This window comes from Neobacillus niacini (assembly GCF_030817695.1).
Classification (GTDB): Bacteria; Bacillota; Bacilli; order Bacillales; family Cytobacillaceae; genus Neobacillus; species Neobacillus niacini_F.
On the sequence record NZ_JAUSZQ010000005.1, the window covers coordinates 29,701 to 47,543 of the forward strand.

The 17,843-nt window shown below is 36.9% G+C and carries 17 protein-coding genes and 3 pseudogenes; 18 read left to right on the forward strand and 2 right to left on the reverse strand.

Annotated elements, in window-relative coordinates; genetic code table 11:
• The first annotated feature begins 36 nt into the window (after nucleotides 1–36).
• The 4 genes and pseudogenes from QFZ28_RS27595 to QFZ28_RS27610 form a co-directional block, all read left to right on the forward strand.
• Nucleotides 37–1,389: a DDE-type integrase/transposase/recombinase gene (locus QFZ28_RS27595; protein WP_307193439.1), complete on the forward strand. Its 1,353-nt coding sequence runs from the start codon at nucleotides 37–39 to the stop codon at nucleotides 1,387–1,389.
• A complete protein-coding gene (locus tag QFZ28_RS27600) occupies nucleotides 1,382–2,182 on the forward strand; it encodes an ExeA family protein (protein ID WP_307193440.1) in 801 nt (266 codons plus the stop codon). Before QFZ28_RS27595 ends, QFZ28_RS27600 begins: the two co-directional genes overlap by 8 nt.
• Nucleotides 2,179–2,418, forward strand: a complete 240-nt coding sequence (locus QFZ28_RS27605; RefSeq protein ID WP_307193441.1) for a DUF5348 domain-containing protein — start codon at nucleotides 2,179–2,181, stop codon at nucleotides 2,416–2,418. The genes QFZ28_RS27600 and QFZ28_RS27605 overlap by 4 nt, the downstream gene beginning before the upstream one ends.
• Before the next feature lie 107 nt (nucleotides 2,419–2,525).
• Nucleotides 2,526–2,954 (forward strand): annotated as a pseudogene (locus QFZ28_RS27610) (aminotransferase class I/II-fold pyridoxal phosphate-dependent enzyme); the annotation flags it as partial.
• Nucleotides 2,955–3,151: 197 nt separating this feature from the next.
• Here QFZ28_RS27610 and QFZ28_RS27615 read toward each other — a convergent pair.
• Entirely contained in the window at nucleotides 3,152–4,348 is a 1,197-nt protein-coding gene (locus QFZ28_RS27615) for a benzoate/H(+) symporter BenE family transporter (RefSeq protein WP_307197813.1), read from the reverse strand.
• Between the two features lie 572 nt (nucleotides 4,349–4,920).
• Between QFZ28_RS27615 and QFZ28_RS27620 the strand changes: the two genes are divergently transcribed.
• Genes QFZ28_RS27620 through QFZ28_RS27630 form a run of 3 tightly spaced genes read left to right on the forward strand, consistent with a single transcriptional unit; the run spans nucleotide 4,921 to nucleotide 6,618 of the window.
• On the forward strand, nucleotides 4,921–5,163 hold the full coding sequence (locus tag QFZ28_RS27620) for a hypothetical protein (protein ID WP_307197814.1): 243 nt from the start codon (nucleotides 4,921–4,923) through the stop codon (nucleotides 5,161–5,163).
• Complete coding sequence (locus QFZ28_RS27625) at nucleotides 5,067–5,750, forward strand: aminotransferase class I/II-fold pyridoxal phosphate-dependent enzyme (RefSeq protein WP_307197826.1); 684 nt, start codon at nucleotides 5,067–5,069, stop codon at nucleotides 5,748–5,750. Before QFZ28_RS27620 ends, QFZ28_RS27625 begins: the two co-directional genes overlap by 97 nt.
• A 58-nt stretch (nucleotides 5,751–5,808) precedes the next feature.
• Nucleotides 5,809–6,618, forward strand: coding sequence for a uroporphyrinogen-III synthase (locus tag QFZ28_RS27630; RefSeq protein ID WP_307197815.1), 810 nt, complete (start codon nucleotides 5,809–5,811; stop codon nucleotides 6,616–6,618).
• Between the two features lie 125 nt (nucleotides 6,619–6,743).
• Here QFZ28_RS27630 and QFZ28_RS27635 read toward each other — a convergent pair whose 3' ends face one another.
• Complete coding sequence (locus QFZ28_RS27635; protein ID WP_307197816.1) at nucleotides 6,744–7,199, reverse strand: YfmQ family protein; 456 nt, start codon at nucleotides 7,197–7,199, stop codon at nucleotides 6,744–6,746.
• A 536-nt stretch (nucleotides 7,200–7,735) separates the two neighbouring features.
• On the opposite strand from QFZ28_RS27635, the pseudogene QFZ28_RS27640 reads away from it, so the two are divergent.
• The 11 genes and pseudogenes from QFZ28_RS27640 (at nucleotide 7,736) to QFZ28_RS27690 (ending at nucleotide 17,805) form a co-directional block, all read left to right on the forward strand.
• Nucleotides 7,736–8,280 (forward strand): annotated as a pseudogene (locus QFZ28_RS27640) (Uma2 family endonuclease).
• A gap of 246 nt (nucleotides 8,281–8,526) precedes the next feature.
• Complete coding sequence (locus QFZ28_RS27645) at nucleotides 8,527–9,486, forward strand: DnaD domain protein (RefSeq protein WP_307197817.1); 960 nt, start codon at nucleotides 8,527–8,529, stop codon at nucleotides 9,484–9,486.
• Complete coding sequence (locus tag QFZ28_RS27650; protein ID WP_307197818.1) at nucleotides 9,486–10,730, forward strand: replicative DNA helicase; 1,245 nt, start codon at nucleotides 9,486–9,488, stop codon at nucleotides 10,728–10,730. Before QFZ28_RS27645 ends, QFZ28_RS27650 begins: the two co-directional genes overlap by 1 nt.
• 69 nt (nucleotides 10,731–10,799) lie before the next feature.
• Nucleotides 10,800–11,228 carry a hypothetical protein gene (locus QFZ28_RS27655; RefSeq protein ID WP_307197819.1) on the forward strand — a complete coding sequence of 143 codons (429 nt, stop codon included), beginning with the start codon at nucleotides 10,800–10,802 and terminating at the stop codon, nucleotides 11,226–11,228.
• Between the two features lie 16 nt (nucleotides 11,229–11,244).
• On the forward strand, nucleotides 11,245–11,817 hold the full coding sequence (locus QFZ28_RS27660) for a thermonuclease family protein (RefSeq protein ID WP_307197820.1): 573 nt from the start codon (nucleotides 11,245–11,247) through the stop codon (nucleotides 11,815–11,817).
• 27 nt (nucleotides 11,818–11,844) lie between these two features.
• The gene (locus tag QFZ28_RS27665; RefSeq protein WP_307197827.1) at nucleotides 11,845–11,967 is read left to right on the forward strand and encodes a hypothetical protein; all 123 of its coding nucleotides are present in this window, start codon (nucleotides 11,845–11,847) and stop codon (nucleotides 11,965–11,967) included.
• Between the two features lie 54 nt (nucleotides 11,968–12,021).
• The gene (locus tag QFZ28_RS27670; RefSeq protein ID WP_307197821.1) at nucleotides 12,022–13,275 is read left to right on the forward strand and encodes a sensor histidine kinase; all 1,254 of its coding nucleotides are present in this window, start codon (nucleotides 12,022–12,024) and stop codon (nucleotides 13,273–13,275) included.
• A gap of 30 nt (nucleotides 13,276–13,305) precedes the next feature.
• Nucleotides 13,306–13,470 (forward strand): hypothetical protein, encoded by a 165-nt coding sequence (locus QFZ28_RS27675; RefSeq protein WP_307197822.1) that lies wholly within the window; start codon nucleotides 13,306–13,308, stop codon nucleotides 13,468–13,470.
• A gap of 184 nt (nucleotides 13,471–13,654) precedes the next feature.
• On the forward strand, nucleotides 13,655–15,094 hold the full coding sequence (locus tag QFZ28_RS27680) for a sigma-54 interaction domain-containing protein (RefSeq protein ID WP_307197823.1): 1,440 nt from the start codon (nucleotides 13,655–13,657) through the stop codon (nucleotides 15,092–15,094).
• Between the two features lie 389 nt (nucleotides 15,095–15,483).
• Nucleotides 15,484–16,787 (forward strand): annotated as a pseudogene (locus tag QFZ28_RS27685) (CitMHS family transporter).
• Nucleotides 16,788–16,797: 10 nt separating this feature from the next.
• A complete protein-coding gene (locus QFZ28_RS27690) occupies nucleotides 16,798–17,805 on the forward strand; it encodes an acyclic terpene utilization AtuA family protein (RefSeq protein WP_307197824.1) in 1,008 nt (335 codons plus the stop codon).
• The last annotated feature ends 38 nt before the right edge of the window (nucleotides 17,806–17,843 follow it).

Consider the following 17,843-nt stretch of genomic DNA (forward strand, 5'->3'; position numbering starts at 1 on the left):
CACTCATGATAATCACATATGTAGAGGAGTGTTATCATGAAAGATCATAAAAAGGCAGAAGAAATTGCAGTTCAACGGTTCCAGCTGATCGCCCCTCTTTTGGAGGAAGGTTTAGATGCTGGGAAAGCAAAAGAATTAAAAAACCAATTATGTAGGACCAGCGGTCTTTCTGAAAGGACAATTAGACGTTACATTGAAAAGTACCGTAATGAAGGGTTCGGAGGATTAAAACCAAAAGGAATATCGGAAAAAGGGAAAAAAGAGGCCATCCCTCCTCATTTATTAGAACAGGCGATACTACTTAGGAAAGAAGCTCCTACTAGAAGTGTTGCCCAAATTATTCAAATTCTTGAGTGGGAGGGGTTGGCCCAACCAGGGCAGATTAAACGTTCTACTCTTCAGGAAAAGTTAACCGAGAGAGGATACAGTACTCGCCAAATGAAGCTCTACTCTCAAACAGGAGTAGCTGTTAGACGATTTCAAAAGCGTCATCGTAATCAGCTGTGGCAATCAGATATTAAATTTGGACCATATTTGCCCATAGGGCCAAATGGCACAAAAAAACAGGTTTATTTAGTCGCAATAATTGATGATGCAACTCGATTTATTTTACATGGAGCGTTCTATCCGACATTGGATTCTAGGATTATTGAGGATGCCTTTCGAAATGCGATTCAAAAATATGGATTACCTGAAGCTGTTTACTTTGATAATGGAAAACAGTATCGGACCAAATGGATGTCTCGTACCTGTTCCAAATTAGGGACAAGACTGATTTTTGCCAAACCGTATGCGGCAGAATCTAAAGGCAAGGTTGAACGGTTTAATAGAATCGTAGATTCGTTCTTAGGAGAAATAGCCCTAGAAAAGCCTAATTCTTTAGATCGGTTAAATGAGCTTTTTCAAGTATGGTTATCAGAGTGTTATCAAAATAAACCACACTCGGGTCTTGACAATATTAGTCCTGAAGCTGCGTTTCGAAGTGATAAAAAGGCCCTTCGCTTTATAGATCCAGATAAACTGGCTAATGCTTTCTTACATTGTGAAACAAGAAAAGTTGATAAATCGGGATGTATTAGTTTTATGGATCAGAAATATGAAGTGGGACTTTCCTTCATTGGGCGCAAAGTGGATGTTGTATATGATCCTGCGGATCTTGAGGAATTAACAATTGAATATGAAGGACATTCTCCGTGGAAGGCTAAAAAGCTAGTAATAGGTGAAAAGGCTGGAAAACGGCCAACATTACCTTCGCATCTACAAGCACATAAAGCGGATTCATCTAGACTACTAAAAGCAGCCGAACAAAAACATGAAGACCGAAAAGTTGCACAAGCTCCGGCTGTGTCATTCCGTGCTGTCTGGAAGGAGGATGGCGAGGATGTTTGAATCTTTTTACGGAATGAAGCAAACTCCTTTCACCAGGGATGTACCTACTGCTCAACTGTATGATTCCTTTACGATGCAGGAAGTATTAGGTCGTTTAAAGTATACAGCAGAAAGGCAGTTATTTGCAGTTTTAACAGGGGATTGTGGTACAGGTAAAACTACCACGATTCGGAAATTTGTCGATGGACTAGATCATGGGAAATTCCAAGTGCTTTATTTATCTGATTCCAAACTGACACCTAGGCATTTTTATAAAGGATTGTTAGAACAGCTAGGTTCCGAATCAAAGTTTTATAGAGGCGATGCCAAACGACAGCTTCATCGAGAAATTGAGTTAATGAGGGGTATTCATGGAATCCAGCCAGTCGTTGTGGTCGATGAGTCACATCTTCTAGACCGTGAGATGCTTGAGGAAGTACGGTTTTTACTCAATTTTAAGATGGATGCACAAAGCCCAATGGCCCTTATCCTTGTAGGACAAAGTGAATTATGGGATCGTCTCCGTCTTCAATCATACGCAGCCATACGCCAAAGAATTGATATTCAGTTCAAATTAAGTCACTATGATCGATCACAAGTGGATCAGTATGTCTCTCGACATCTAGAATATGCCGGAGTTGACCAACAAATCTTTTCAGACGGTGCCTTAGAAGAAATACATCGTTTTTCTGGTGGCACCCCGAGACTTATTAATAAGGTTTGTACACATAGCCTCCTTTACGGAGCACAAAACGGACGTCGAATAATTGATGACCATATGATTAAGCATGTCATTCAGGGTGAACTGACATGAAAAAACGATGGAGAAACATGGTATACAATGATTTTCTTGATTGTTGGATGATCTTTTGGGACGAAAGTAAGAGTGATTACAAGATTCGATGCGGGGATTCGTTCGAACTGCATCTTGGCAATGGGGTGCACCTTTTGTGCAGAATGGAACTCGGTAGTGACTGGTACATTCTTGTTGGACAAAATGATACGAAGTTTTATCTAAAACCAAATGAAATTTATCAGGTTAGTATTTAGTAAAAGGGGAAGCTAATGCGTGCTTCCCCTTTCTATCGGCCAACATTTCCGTCAGAATTTGGACAAATACGTACGTCAATTTCTTGTCATAACAGGGTGTCAGTAACATCGGACCAAAGCCAGTGATTGAAAGGCTATCCGATGCGAAACAACAAATAGACTTTGGGCATGCAAGCTTTACTCAATGGATTGCAAATGATTTTTTAGAATCGGAAAGTTTTCATTCACATATCAATAGATTGGTGAAAGAGTTAGAAAAACGAAGGGATCAAATTGTTAATAGTCTTCAATTTTATTTAGAGGAACAAGTTGAATTTTCAATTCCACAAGGAGGCATTCATTTATGGTGCCGGATAAAAAAAGACTTTAACGAAATGCAATTACTGGAGGAATCCATAAAAAGGGGTGTTATATATGTCCCAGGTTCCACGATGGGATCCCAAAAAGGTTTTGTGCGCTTTACTTTCGCTAGGGAAGATAAGGAATCAATACATGAAGGAATTAAAAAATTTGCGGAAGCTCTTAATTCTCTTTAACAACAATTTCTGCTTATATTTTTCTTTACCAAGAATCATGATTTAATCGTGGTTCTTTTATTTTGAAGTAAAATGGATGGTTGAAAAACTGTCTGATTGTATGGTTATAAGAATTGGATTTATTACTGTGTCCACTAAATAGTTCTTAAAACGAAAACCGCTTAACTAGTTACCGATAGTCAAGCAGCTTTCTTTTTTTACGCAGTTCTTTTTCCATCATTCTCAATTTTCTCCATTGTATCCTTTTCATTTTCAATATATCTAGCAATTAAAGTACCTATCAATAAGGACCAAATCGGGGAGCTTATATTAAAGATTGTAATATTGGATAAGGAGATAATTAAGGCGAATGTTGTGCTTGTTTTCATTGATGGATTAGAGAAACTTTCATGGATATTTTTACCGAACACACCAAGAAGTGAAAATCCAACAATAATGGAGATAAATTCTTTTGGTAAGGCTTGAATAAAAGGAACTAGTTTCCATGAAAATAACCCAAAAGTTAATAATAAAACACCAGCAACGACGGCCCCTATGTATCTTTTTTCCTTCGGACCAGCCTCTTCATCCGAACATATGACTGTTGCCATACCGGCAATATTTGCCGATTGCCCCCCAAAGAAGCCTGAGATAACAGAAAATACTCCACTTAAGGAAACAATTCGATTAATGGGAGGATGATAATGATTTTTTTCTAATGCACCTATTCCAACCGCCACATCGTTACTTAAAATTAGTAATGCCAGTGGTATCGATACAGAAAGAAAGCTGACTGTATTAAAATCGGGCTTTTGAATTTGTGGAAGAAACTCCCCAAGGACCATATCACCGATATTTATGGGGTAGGTTAGGGATAGTACAAACGTCCCGATAGCAATTGCCGCAATCACAGGAGGAATTTTTGTCCTCAATCTACTAAATACCAAAAAAGTGATTAAAGAAATAGCTCCAACGAGCAAAAGTTGGGTTATAGAAATTATGAAATTCACCATATATTTCATAATCATGCCTGCCAGCATGGCGGAAATAATTTCCCGAGGCACCAAATTCACTAATCTTGAAAAAAAACTTAATGATCCAACCACTAACATCAACAATCCTGAAACGATGTATGCCCCGATTAATTCATTAAAAGTAAACTGATTTGTCATAGTGGCAAGAAATGCCGCTCCTGTTAAAGTATGACCTCCAACGATAGGAATTCGATAGTATAAAGGAAGGAATATTCCGAATAAACCTCCGAATACATAAACGGCAAATATCCATAGGATGGTTTGTGCTGCACTAAAATTTCCATTTGATGAAGCTTCTAATATTAAAGCAGTTGGTCCAGTTATAATGAATATTCCCGCAACGGTCCCCGCAGCTATATTTTTGTTATTTAAGTCTTTCATAAGAAATATATTCCTTTCCCATTTTCCCTTTTCTTGGGTAAGTTTCACACCATTATGTTCCTTCTTAGTTAAAAAGTATCTCTGTAAGTTCCATTCGCAAATTTATACCTTTATGTAATGGTTGCAATAAAAGCTGTTCTTTAATCATAGAAGATTTTGAAAATTTTATACCCATCCAATTTTGAACTTTTATTAGCATCCACTTTTTATTATTGTCTCTTAGTTGAATTTATTAACCAAAATCCTCAAATATCATCTATTTGCATCATGCACTATTTTCACTCTTAAAAAATCAAATTTTTAATTTTTCTTATTCTGTAACATATTGTGTAACAAATCTTGAAGACTGGGTGTAGTGTGAATAATATCACATTCTTGTATTTCATTAAATAGTAATTTTTATTTAATAAGTAAATAATAGTTTGCTTTTTAATGTAGGTTTCTGAAGGTTAATTCCCTACGCTCATCTTATTATCAAGATGTTCATCATGAAACACCTATTTTCTAATGTTTGACCGTAATTCTTTAATAAGTCCAATCCTCTTAAAAATACAATTAAAAGGAGAGACAAAATGAACGAACTTGCTATACAATTAAACGAACTTATCAAAGAAAATAATCCGCATGTATTTGACTTACTGTCGAATCTGGGTAGGAAGTTATATTACCCAAAAGGACCATTATTCTTCCAGATAAATATTGGGGAAATTATCAAACAATATTTCATGTACGTAGAGGAGGTAATCTTAAAAATTGTAAGCTTTTTGATGACAGTGACACCTTTAATGTCCCCTCATTCAGACAATGCTTACTAAAGCAAAAGGATGTAGGTAAGGCAATTGTCTTGCTTAATTTCCCGAATAACCCGACGGGATACACGCCAAAGGATAGTGAAGTTGAAGGGATTATCTCAGTCTTAATGGAAGCAGCAGACGCTGGTATTAATCTACCGGTAATTCTTGACGATGGCTATTTCGGTTTGTTTTTTGAAGACTCTGTAAAACAGTCATTGTTTGGCAGGTTGGCAGGAATCCATCCAAGAATCTTACCGATTAAGGGTGATGGCGCTACAAAAGAAAATTATGTTTGGGGACTAAGAGTAGTTTTTTTAAACTTTGTGTCTGATAGTCCAAATATATTTGAAGCTTTGGAACAAAAAACAAACGGCCTTATTAGAGGAACGATATCAAGCAGTTCTCATTTGTCTCAGAGTGTCATTTTACGTTCTTTGCAATCTAGCAAGTTTGAAGAGGAAAAATGTAAAAAACATAATATAATAAAGCTGCGGGCGACGAAGGTAAAAGAGATAATTACTCAAGATAAGGAAGCTAGGGGTTATTATCCTTTTAATTCTGGATATTTTATGAGTTTGTTTCCTAGCAAATCTGAGTCCAACCATTAAGCATTAAGAAACCTTATTTTAGTTAGTTAACCATTATAAATAGAAAGAGGGTAGCGGTATGTCAAAAGGATTGACGGGGAAAAGGATAGCTATAGGTGCATCCCGGAAAACGGATGAGATAAGTACACTTATTGAAAAACAGGGAGGTGTTCCAATTGTTCGGTCGCTGCAAGGGACTGTATTTTTGGCGGAAAAAGAGGTTGGACCTTATCTGAATAAAATTGTAAAAGAAGGAACAGATTGGGCTATTTTTACAACGGGGATTGGTATGGACACGTTGTTGGATATAGCAGAGAAGCAGGGGACTAAACAGCAGTTTATCAACATAATCCAACAAGCCAAGATTGCTTCGCGAGGATATAAGACACTTTCGACTTTAAAGAAACTGGGAATTTATCCGGAAGCCCAAGATGAAGATGGTACAACTAGAAGTTTAATAAGATCCTTGGAGAAATTTGACTTCACCGGAAAAAGAGTCATGGTACAGCTTCATGGTGAAAAAGCGCCGTCATTAATTAAATTCCTTGAAGAAAAAGGTGCAGATGTAACATTGATTCTCCCATACCAGCACATTCCACCAGCAACAGAAACTGTTGCAACATTATGGGAAGAGCTGTTGGAGAAAAAGTTGGATGTAATTTGTTTTACTACTGCCATTCAAGTCCGTTCCCTTTTTAATTTTGCAAGGGAGAAGAATTGTGTAGACAGCCTTTTAACTTCTTTTAATAAGCATTTACTTGCAGTTGCAGTGGGAAAAGTTACTGCGGAGGCTTTAAGAGAAGAGGGAGTTGAGAAAATGCTTGTCCCTGAACATGAAAGAATGGGAGCAATGATTATGGAGCTATCCCGATACTATCGTAATCATTAGGAATTGAGGTCCTTTAGATTTGATAGCCTAGACGTTTCCTATACAACTAAACAAAACTACAAAAACGCAAGGTATAATCTTGCGTTTTTTCAAATATTATCCTTATTGCCATCTTGCAGCTTGTCTTATATTACATCTTTAGTCATTACCTTGGTAGATAAGGTGAATTTTTGTAGACTTTCAGACCTAAGATCATAAGCTACTACTTTCTTATTGTACTCCTTCACTACATACACGTAATCAGCCAAACAATAAACAAAGATCTTACTATCTTTTTTCCCTCTTTTTACGTTGATAACAAATGGAGTAACCTTTGTCTCTGGATGTAGAAATAAATTTTCTTTGCCTGGAAAGATATCATATTGTTTTAAAAAAGTAGCTTCATTAAAATTGTCAATCAATCGAATCTTTTCTACATCGTCTAAGTACTTTTCAATATATGTGACAGTAACATCTTTTGAATTAAGTTTTGGATGAAGTGCAAATTTACTAAAAATCCATTCCACAACTGCACTTGGAGGACTCATTACCATTTTAAGCACAATTCCAAGCAATACCGTAAGTGCAATGGTCCATGTCATTTCTTATCGACTCCTTTAGTCATAATCTCTCGTTACTAATTTACTTGTATGTCCTCATTTTAATCTTTACGTTTAGATTGTCATAACTATCATAGAGTAATTTTCCATGTAACGAACCATCCAATTCATAAGGATTTTTACCAACCACTTGCTTTACAATTACATCACTTTTAAGGAACGTGGTATTGCTGAATATAATGCCAAGAATGAGATTGACTTATAACGATTCGGATATGAAGATATTTACGATACGTTCATGAAAGTTATACGATACGTGGGGAAAAAGAAAAAGAAAAAGAAAAAGAAAAAGAAAAAGAAAAAGAAAAAGAAAAACAACAACAAGAAGATCTTTACCCAAATATAGAGAAAAATCCGGATCAGTAAAAGAAGTTGTCGTATGTTTTCACACAAGAATAAATGCTTTGTTTCAACGCAAGTATGTATGTTGTTAGCATTGATTTCTTTACTTTATGAATCATGATGAAATGAATAAAACGTATGCGTTTAGGAGAGGGTTGGAATGAATTTATACAGTAATGAGTCAATGTCCATTTGATGATTATTTTAAAATTCGTGAGACGTCTGAACATCTTTTAGAGTATATCGACGGTTTTGTCTATATGTCACCATCTCCATCGACAAAACATCAACGAATTTCTAGCAAACTCCATATTAAACTGGGCAATTTCCTCGAAGGAAAGCATTGTGAAGTTTTTCATGCTCCGTTTGATATTGAGTTAAAAAATGAAATGATGAAGGAACAAAAATTGTCATACCAGATCTGAGCGTAATTTGTGAAAAAAGCGGTTTTACAGAATCACGCTATATTGGAGTTCCAAATCTTATAGTTGAAATACTTAGCCCATCGAACCAATCGCATGATTTAATAGCTAAATTAAATCTTTATATGAATTATGGTGTTCAAGAATACTGGATTGTAAATCCGATGCTACATTCAATCACTGTCTATGCGCTAAATGGTGAAAGTATGTATGAACAACATGATATGAAAACGGGTAATGGGATCATTAATTCGAATTTCTTAGTTGGATTCAGAATGAATTTAGAAGAGATATCTTAGTAATTTTAACACACTCACAAATGTTGAAATATCAATGTTTGTGAGTGTTTTTGTATGTAAAAATGTATAGAGCTGCCAAACTTCCAGACAAGTTGTATGGAGCTTAAAAGAGTGGTCGTAGGTACCAGGTTTTGTTTTGTCACAAACTATTCACATCTAGAGGAATATCACCCTGTCCGTTTTCTTCCTTTTTCTATATATAAAGGGCGAAAGTACTCTTAAGTGAAGAAAGGTTAGTGATGGAAGATGGCAAAGTTTAGAATCATACGTAATGAATTTTGGAAGAACCCGATTGTTCTGGAAGAGATGACGCCAGAGGACAAGTTATTTTACCTTTACCTCCTTACGAATCCAAATACGACTCAAATTGGAATCTATAAAATTACCATAGGACAAATGGCATTAGAGTTAGGATTTACGAAGGAGGTTGTTAATTCATTAATGGAACGTTTCACCCATCATCACAAGGTAATTCGTTATAATCCTGTAACGAGGGAACTCGCGATTAGAAGCTGGGGGAATGACAACCTGAATAAAGCAGGAAAACCAGTCATGGATTGTATGCTTAGTGAATTAAAGAAAGTCGAGGATACCTCACTGATTCAATATGTGTCAGAGCCCATTGAGAAACAGGAAATTCGTAGTTTGTATATATCTTTTTGTGAGCAAGTAGGAACGGTTAACGACCAGGAAGATATCAATCAAGATCAAGACGGTACATATGTAGATTCTGACTTTGAAGAGCTTGACGAAGTGATTTCGCTTGAGCAAATAGAAAACCAACAACAAAATGCTCCTTTTCAAGATCTAGCGGATAATTCATACATGGGGAATCCCATTCAGCAGAGTCAAACTGATGTGAAAGAAATTATTGAGTTTTGGGATGCAAATGGTTTTGGTTTTGCAAACGTCAGTGCGAAACAGCAGCTGTTAGCTTGGTTAGATGATTCTAGTTTTTTACAGCCGAAAGAAATGATTTTAAAAGCGATGAATATTGCGTGTGCCAATAACAAGCGAAGGCTGAGTTATGTGGTTGGGATTCTGAAAAACTGGGAAAATGAATCGTTACTGACCATTGAAGAAATTGATTCCTACCTTGAGAACCAAAAGCCCGTTCTAAAACAAAAGCAATCAACACAAACGGTTTCTGCCGGAAGAGCAATACCAGCTGGATTTGAACTTGATCTTACGGCTGGTGAAGAGTGATGAGTATAGCAGAAAAAGCATTTTTAGGAAGCCTGATGAAAGCGGAATACTTGCTTAAGGATTCGGTAATCCAGCCTGAACAGCTGGAAAGTACACGGCATAAAGAAATCATGCGAAGAATGCTAGAGTTAACCCGTGCCGGTAAGAATATTGATTTGATCACGTTTACCACTTTACCCGACCTTGATTCATTAGGCGGAATGTCTTATCTTTCGGAGCTGTTATCGTATGCGGATCTGGAGAAATTTGACGGAATGGAGAAGATTGTTCTTGATCTGTGGAAGGAACGGGAAAAGAGAAATATCTTAAATGTTGCCTCTATGAATGATTGGGAGATTGCGAAGGTTATTGATGAATTGGATAAAATTAACCAAGCAAAGATGAATGATCACAAATCCTTACAGCAGGCGTTATCAGATATCTATGAGGCACCCTGGGAGGATCAACTAACGCTGAGAAGTGCAACAACGGGCATAAAAAAACTCGATGAAGTGACAGGAGGCTTTCAGGACGGGGAAGTGACAATTCTAGCAGCTAGACCATCGATGGGAAAAACCGATGTCATGCTTCATTTTGCAAAAATGTCGGGCTGGGCGGGTTATTTGCCACTCGTATTTTCTCTTGAAATGCCTGAAAAGCTAATCACCTCCCGACTAATTGCCTCGACAGGGGGATTTAACCGTGGAAAAATGCGAGATCCAAAAAGAATGCTAACGGAAAGACAAAAAAATAAATGGTCAGATGTGATTGGAGATCTCAATGATACCCATATGCAAATTTTTGATGGGGCTGGACAAACGATAGCGGAAATAAGAGCGAAAACGAGAAAAATGATGAATAAATTTCCACACAAGAAACCCATCCTTTTTATCGATTACCTAACACTGATCCATTCTGGTCAATTTTACGGAGCAAATTCCCATTTACAAGTAACGGAAATATCCAAATCGCTTAAAGCAATGGCGAAGGATTTTGATTGCCCCGTTATTTGTTTGGCGCAGCTGAATCGATCTGTGGAATCAAGAGCGAATAAGCGGCCGATGATGTCTGATATTCGGGAATCGGGCAGTGTGGAACAGGACGCGGATGTCATCTTGTTCTTGTATCGTGAAGCGTATTATGAAAAGGAAGCTAAGAATCATACCCTTGAAATCATTGTTTCGAAAAATCGAAATGGTCCGGTAGCTACCATCACAGTGAATTACAACGAGCATACAGGAAAAATTGAAGACCATAAGGGATAAAGTCATCTACTTGTAAACTTTCATTAACCATTTAAGAATAATAAAAATCTATTACCGAGGTGTAACCACATGCTTGTAAAAGAAGCATATCTTGATAGTTTACTTTATGAAGAATCAGCATTGGCCCATTACATCCATCATTTACTCGCTGAGAAGAAAATTTCATTGGATGACGATATGTCCAAGATAGATTTAGAACAGGCAGATCATCAGAGAGTAAGGGAAATGATTGAAAACAATGTATTAGGTATTCATAAAATTCGTGTCTACTCATTGAAAATGAACCAGAAGGAGTTTGTGTTTATCTATGCAGGCAGCGAGCAAGAGGCCATCCAGTTCTATACCAATACATTTTATCAGTCCCCGTTGAACTGTCACGAATATACACTAGATTTTCAGCTTGCTAGAGGAAATGAGGTGATTTCGTTTCGGGACATGAGGAAGGAATTCGAGAGTTTTCCTGCAATAGCGGGTTATTTTAAAAAGCCATATTGCTAGTTAGGAGGGAGTATTCATGAAAAAACATACCGGAGTTATCGCCATAATCGCAGCAACTACCTATATAGCATTCTATTCCATGCCATCACAGAAAGAAGAAAGTGCACAAGAGATCATTCTTCAAGTAGCTGAAAATCAAGCAAGGGACGTACCTGCTACAGTAGTACAAATCATCGATGGCGATACCATTAAAGTGAATGTTAATGGAAAAATGGAAACGGTACGTTATTTGTTGATAGATACACCGGAGTCAAAAAATCCAAAAACTTGTGTGCAACTCTATGCAAAGGAGGCGTTCTTACGGAATAGCGAGCTAGTTAAAAGCGGAAAGTTAACCTTGGAGTTTGAACAGGAAAACACAAGAGATGCCTACGGACGACTGTTAGCCTATGTTTTTGTCGATGGAAAATCGATTCAAGGAACGCTGCTAAGAGAGGGGTACGCACGAGTGGCGTATATCATGAATCCACCCTATACATACCTCGAAACATTTAGGAAGGAGGAAAATCTAGCAAAAAGGGAGAAGATTAACATATGGAGCAGGCTGCAATATGTGACAAACTGGGGATTTAATGGATGCTTGTATTAATGGGTAGATTTTTAGATTGAATTTATAATAGATAATGAATATTTTAGCAAGGCAATTTCAGATGTTCATAAATCAGTATCTTTAAAAATACCTATCCCAATCTTGCCAGGTATAAAGATTAGTGGAAATAAAAAAAGCTCTCTTTTATAGGACTTTTCCCTTATAATTAATTATGCTAATAAATTTGGACAAAGGATATCAAATATGGACTTCATTTATATTAATCAAAATGTTTTAGATAACTTGTTTTACATTTTAGTAAGTATTTTTGTTTTCTTCGTTTTAATTGATAATTTTAAAATGCTTAAAAATTATCAAAAAACCCTTATTACAGCATGCATGAGTTTACCAAGTATTTTATGTATGAAATTCCCTATTTATATTGATGAATATTGTGTACATGACTTAAGGCAAATTCCTTTTTTAATTGGTATACTTTATGGCGGATGGCCTGTCGGGGCTGCCTTGTTGATAATTTCGTTGGCGATTAGATTTTTTATCTATGGATTCAATTCTCTAACTCTTATTGTTTATATCGTGATCTTTATTGTAACGGCACTTTTCTCAAAAAAGTTCATCATGTTCAATAGAAAAAATAAGCTTATTTTGTCAGTTCTGTTATCTTTGTGTCTTGGAATATTAACAACTTCTATAGCTGTTACCATATCTGATTCATTTAGGGTGACTGAAGCTTATATGTTTTATTTTATTTTCCTTCCTCCAATAGTCATGTTTTTCGTTGTATATATAATAGAAATATTAAGTGACGCAATTAGTGTAAAGTCAAAAATAGCAAAGCTAGAAAAGATGGAAGTTGTTAGCCAGTTAGCAGCGAGTATTTCCCACGAAGTTAGAAATCCTTTAACAGTTGTAAAGGGGTTTATTGATCTCCTAAAAGCCCCTAACCTTTCTCAAGAGGTTAGAGAACAGTACTTTCAACATGTGGTTAGAGAGCTTAAATCTGCAGAGACAATTATTAGTGATTACTTAGCATATGCAAAACCTGCAACCGAAGATATTGGCATTATTTTAATAGATCGTGAAATAAGAAGTATTATTGAAATGACGAAACCATTGGCCAATATGAATTCGGTGAAGATATCAGAAGAGTTAGTGCCAGGAATTACACGCGGAAATATTCAACATTTCAAGCAATGTTTTTTAAACCTGATTAAAAATAGTATAGAGGCTATGCCCAACGGTGGCGAGCTTAGTTTAGTTACACTCGTGAGTAAATTCGATATCATTATTGAGATAAGCGATAATGGTGTTGGAATGAGCAGAGAACAAATAAACCGTTTTGGCGAACCTTATTACAGCACCAAAGAAAAGGGGACTGGATTAGGTTCAATGGTTGTTGTAAAAACAATAGAGACAATGAATGGGAAAATTAAGATAAATAGTGTTTTAAATAAAGGAACAACGATAAGAATAACACTTCCTATTTATACTTCATGAACAAGGTGCTAGGTGCCATCCAGATATTGGATGGCTTCTGGCACCTTTATTATCATAACGCTTAACACAAATCAGCTATTAAAGGGTATTGATAGAGCTTGTCTTTTTGCAGGTAAGGGGAAAAATAACAATGTAAAATTAGAAATTAAGGATACAAAAATAAAAATTTACTCTCAGGCTTCTGAAATAATTTAATTTCACTATTAAAAATACTCGAAATCTTCAATAACTTTATTTTGTTAAAAGAAAAAGTCCTTTATAATGGATAAGTCAGGTGGTAACCCGTCCAAATCCACTATTAAAGGACCAATCTCATGGATAAAGCCAGCCCTTGATAAGCAAGATGTTGTCGTCGCATATATTAGCAGGTAGATGGAGAATGGAAGTGAAATTTATGCCTGAAAGAATTAAGAATCAATATACAGAATTTCCTTTGGAAAACCAGATAGAATGGTGGAAGGCTATTGTCCATTCCATTAATGATGGAGTCCTAGTCATCGATCATGAGGGTTTTGTAAGACTTATCAACCCTGAGTATACACAAATTACTGGTGTGACCCCTAATATTGTTGGAAAAAAGTTGAGAGAATATAGACCAGGTGCACAGCTGCCTGAGATATTAATAGATAGAAAGTGCAGGGTGGGAGTTTATCGGAAAACTGATAAACGGGAATATATTGTTGATATGGCGCCAATTATTATAAACGATAAAGTCATAGGGGCTGTATCTGTCTGCAAAAGTCTGACTGAAGTACATAAACTATCCCTAGAGTTGAAGAAAAAAGGGGAAAAATTAAATCAACTAAAAAATAAAATAGATTCTCTTTATCAAGCAAAGTACACACTGAACCAAATTATTGGAAGAAATGGCGGCCTAAAAGAAGCCGTTTATGTGGCAGAAAGGGTAGCGAATTCGATTTTGCCTATCCTCATTACAGGTGAAAGTGGTACTGGAAAGGAGTTATTTGCTCAAGCTATTCATAATGAAAGCAGCAGGAAAAATCAACCTTTTATCCCTGTCAATTGTGCTGCGATACCATCGGCTCTTTTAGAGAGCGAGTTATTCGGTTATGGGGACGGGGCCTTCACCAATGCTAAAAAGGGCGGTAAAATCGGTCTATTTGAGATGGCGAATAACGGAACTATTTTTCTCGATGAAATAGGTGATATGTCCTATGATCTTCAGGCAAAACTGTTAAGGGTATTGCAAGAGAGAAAAATTCGTAGAGTAGGAGAAACAAATGAAAGGAGCCTAGATGTAAGGATTATTGCTGCAACCCATCGTGATTTGCAGCAGTTGGTCAAAAAGACTCACTTCAGAGAAGACTTATTCTACAGACTAAATGTTATCTCTCTCCAAATACCGCCTTTACGAGAGCGTAAGGAAGATATATCTGACCTTATCTATTCGATGCTTCGTTCATCCCAACTGAACCTATCCATCGAAAACTCCCCAAATGAGTATACCATCAGCAGAGAAACCATGAATTTCTTGGAAGAGTATGAATGGCCGGGGAATGTACGCGAATTAAAAAATGTTATTGATTATGCCTCCTGTATGGCAGAGGGAACGGAGATAAGGATTGAACACCTGCCACAACGTATTACAAAAAAGCATTTCAACATGTATGAATCAAAGGATAGTTCGACTATACAATCATTAAAAGAAGCAATGGAGGAAACAGAAAGAAATTTTATTATTGATACATTAAAGAGGTTTGGCAGCGACATTGAAGAAAAGAAAAAGGCAGCCAAATCGTTAGGAATTTCACTCGCTACCTTATACAACAAACTCAAACGATATAAGATAGATTTCTAATGATTTAGAATCTTGTTCATTCTAATTCTAAAATATTAGAAATCATGAATATTACTGTAACAGTGGATAACAAGTTACATCAGTTATTCGTATTCTTTTCTAAAAATTTAGAAATTTCAATAAGATATCCAAGTAAGAGAGTGCCTAGTTTGATAGCGCTCTCTATTTTTATTTTTTTTCCTATTAAGTAAAACCCGTAAAAATAAGGGGATTTTGAATATATGATGGATATTAAGTGATATGATCACATTATTGGCACGGTAATTGCAAGTATTAAAGATAAGTAGCTTAACAGTTTTTGAAAAGGGGGTATTATTAGAAGGTTTAGTATTAGCTGGAGTTTCGACAAAGGGGTAGGTCAGTAATCAAAAGGAAATTGGGGGAATTTGATGTTAGCTTTAGTAGGCTTTCTAACGATTGGGACATTTCTTTTCTTAATTATGACGAAGCGGATGTCTGTCATTATAGCTCTTGTACTTGTACCGATTGTTTTTTGGTCTGATTAGTGGATTTGGTGCCGAACTTGGACCTATGATGCTGGAAGGAATTCAAAAAGTTGCACCTACAGGAATTATGGTAGCGTTTGCTGTTTTGTATTTTGGACTGATGATGGATGCAGGACTTTTTTGATCCAATTATTTCTCGAATGATTCGTATTGTTAAAGGAGATCCACTGAAGATTGTCATTGGTACAGCCATTGTTACCATGCTTGTTGCCTTGGATGGCGATGGTGCATCTACATTTATGATAACCATTACGGCATTTCTTCCCCTTTATAAGAGGCTAAATATGAATCCTCTTGTATTATCTGGTGTCGTTGCGTTAGGGGCAGGTGTTATGAATATTGCACCATGGGGTGGTCCCTACAGCACGAGCCATGTCAATGCTTAATACAGATTCTGCCCATTTATTTAATCCTGTCCTTCCTGCAATGATTGGCGGCATTGTATGGGTATTGTTTTTCAGCGTTTTGGCTTGGGAAAAAAGAGCGTGCGAGGCTCGGAATTAGTGATACAAAGGGCAATTATGAGGATTTTATGTCCGAACATGCGGCTGCAATGGAAGGCAGGAAACCACAACTATTTTGGTTCAATTTAATGTTAACCATTTTACTTCTTGTTGCTTTGGTAATGGCATGGCTGCCGATGCCTGTCCTATTTATTGTTTGCATTTGTTATTGCATTACTTGTAAACTATCCAAAGTTAGAAGAACAGCAGGAACGACTGTCTAGTCATGCAAGTAGTGTTGTGATGGTTTCTACAATGATTTTTGCTGCAGGTATTTTCACCGGTATCTTTACAGGAACGAAAATGATTGATGCAATGGCATCGTCGATGGTTTCCGTTATACCTGAACAAATTGCAGGGTTTTTACCGTTAATCGTAGCCATTACGAGTATGCCTCTCAGTCTTGTATTTACTCCAGATGCTTATTATTTTGGTGTTCTTCCAGTCATTAGTGAAGCGGCTATTAGTTTTGGAATTGACCCTATTGAAATTGGACGGGCAGCGATACTTGGTCAAATGACAACAGGATTTCCATTGAGCCCTCTTACTGCGTCCACTTTTATTCTTGTTGGATTATCAGGCGTGAATTTAGGAGAGCATCAACGTTTTATATTTAAATGGGCTTTTGCAACAACAATCGTAATGACAATAATTGCTCTATTCACAGGAGCTATATCTATTTGAGGTGGTACGTATGATAAGAATTGGTTCTGGCGCAGGATTTTCAGGAGATCGATTGGAACCGGCAGTTGTTTTAGCAGAAAACGGACAGCTAGATTATCTAGTATTGGAATGTCTAGCTGAACGAACCATTGCTTTGGCCCAAAAACGGAAACTTCAAAATCCTTCGTTGGGGTATGATGCTTTATTAGAAAAGAGAATGGAGCTCCTTTTGCCTGTCATCAGTAAAAATAAAGTTCGTCTTATAACGAATATGGGGGCAGCCAATCCTATTGGGGCAGCTGAAAAGATTGTAGAATTAGCAAGAAAACTCGGAGTTTCAGTCAAAGTGGCGGCGGTTACAGGAGATGATGTCTACCACTCTATTGATCTTGAGGAAAACGCACTAGAAGTCGATGAACCATTATCTTCTTTTGGGCAGCTAATTTCGGCAAACGCTTACCTGGGTGTTAAGGCGATATTGCCTGCTTTGGAATCAGGTGCAGATGTCATCATCACGGGACGAGTTGCCGACCCTTCTTTATTTGTCGCACCTATGATTCATCATTATGGTTGGTCATTGGATGATGCAAATCGGATTGCACAAGGGACAGTAGTGGGTCATTTGTTAGAATGTGGCAGTCAAATTTGTGGAGGATATTTTGCGGATCCTGGGAAAAAAGACGTTCCAAACTTTGCTTATTTAGGTTTTCCATATGCTGATGTTGATTGTGATGGAACGGCTATCATCAGTAAAGTACAGGGAACGGGAGGAATCATCTCGTTAGCGACTGCTAAAGAGCAACTTCTTTATGAGGTAACGAATCCGAATGAATATATGACACCAGATGTCATTGCAGATTTTACAACGGTCCGTTTGAGAGAGATAGCACCTGATACCATAGAAGTTTCTGGTTGTACTGGTAAAAAGAAACCGGACACTCTAAAGGTTAGTGTAGGTTACCATGCCGGATACATCGGGGAGGGTGAAATTTCTTACGCTGGAATGAATGCGTTGGGTAGAGCAAAACTGGCCGGGTGAGGTTATGTATGAAAGACTAAAGGATGATTTTTCTGATC

What these genes read in the sequence shown, in the direction of transcription:
- QFZ28_RS27615 (WP_307197813.1), bottom strand. Translation starts at nt 4,348, where the DNA reads ATGAAAGACTTAAATAACAAAAATATAGCTGCGGGGACCGTTGCGGGA.
- QFZ28_RS27675 (WP_307197822.1), top strand. Translation starts at nt 13,306, where the DNA reads ATGGCTTCTGGCACCTTTATTATCATAACGCTTAACACAAATCAGCTA.
- QFZ28_RS27655 (WP_307197819.1), top strand. Translation starts at nt 10,800, where the DNA reads ATGCTTGTAAAAGAAGCATATCTTGATAGTTTACTTTATGAAGAATCA.
- QFZ28_RS27660 (WP_307197820.1), top strand. Translation starts at nt 11,245, where the DNA reads ATGAAAAAACATACCGGAGTTATCGCCATAATCGCAGCAACTACCTAT.
- QFZ28_RS27635 (WP_307197816.1), bottom strand. Translation starts at nt 7,199, where the DNA reads ATGACATGGACCATTGCACTTACGGTATTGCTTGGAATTGTGCTTAAA.
- QFZ28_RS27690 (WP_307197824.1), top strand. Translation starts at nt 16,798, where the DNA reads ATGATAAGAATTGGTTCTGGCGCAGGATTTTCAGGAGATCGATTGGAA.
- QFZ28_RS27680 (WP_307197823.1), top strand. Translation starts at nt 13,655, where the DNA reads ATGGAAGTGAAATTTATGCCTGAAAGAATTAAGAATCAATATACAGAA.
- QFZ28_RS27630 (WP_307197815.1), top strand. Translation starts at nt 5,809, where the DNA reads ATGTCAAAAGGATTGACGGGGAAAAGGATAGCTATAGGTGCATCCCGG.
- QFZ28_RS27605 (WP_307193441.1), top strand. Translation starts at nt 2,179, where the DNA reads ATGAAAAAACGATGGAGAAACATGGTATACAATGATTTTCTTGATTGT.
- QFZ28_RS27620 (WP_307197814.1), top strand. Translation starts at nt 4,921, where the DNA reads ATGAACGAACTTGCTATACAATTAAACGAACTTATCAAAGAAAATAAT.
- QFZ28_RS27600 (WP_307193440.1), top strand. Translation starts at nt 1,382, where the DNA reads ATGTTTGAATCTTTTTACGGAATGAAGCAAACTCCTTTCACCAGGGAT.
- QFZ28_RS27595 (WP_307193439.1), top strand. Translation starts at nt 37, where the DNA reads ATGAAAGATCATAAAAAGGCAGAAGAAATTGCAGTTCAACGGTTCCAG.
- QFZ28_RS27650 (WP_307197818.1), top strand. Translation starts at nt 9,486, where the DNA reads ATGAGTATAGCAGAAAAAGCATTTTTAGGAAGCCTGATGAAAGCGGAA.
- QFZ28_RS27645 (WP_307197817.1), top strand. Translation starts at nt 8,527, where the DNA reads ATGGCAAAGTTTAGAATCATACGTAATGAATTTTGGAAGAACCCGATT.
- QFZ28_RS27670 (WP_307197821.1), top strand. Translation starts at nt 12,022, where the DNA reads ATGGACTTCATTTATATTAATCAAAATGTTTTAGATAACTTGTTTTAC.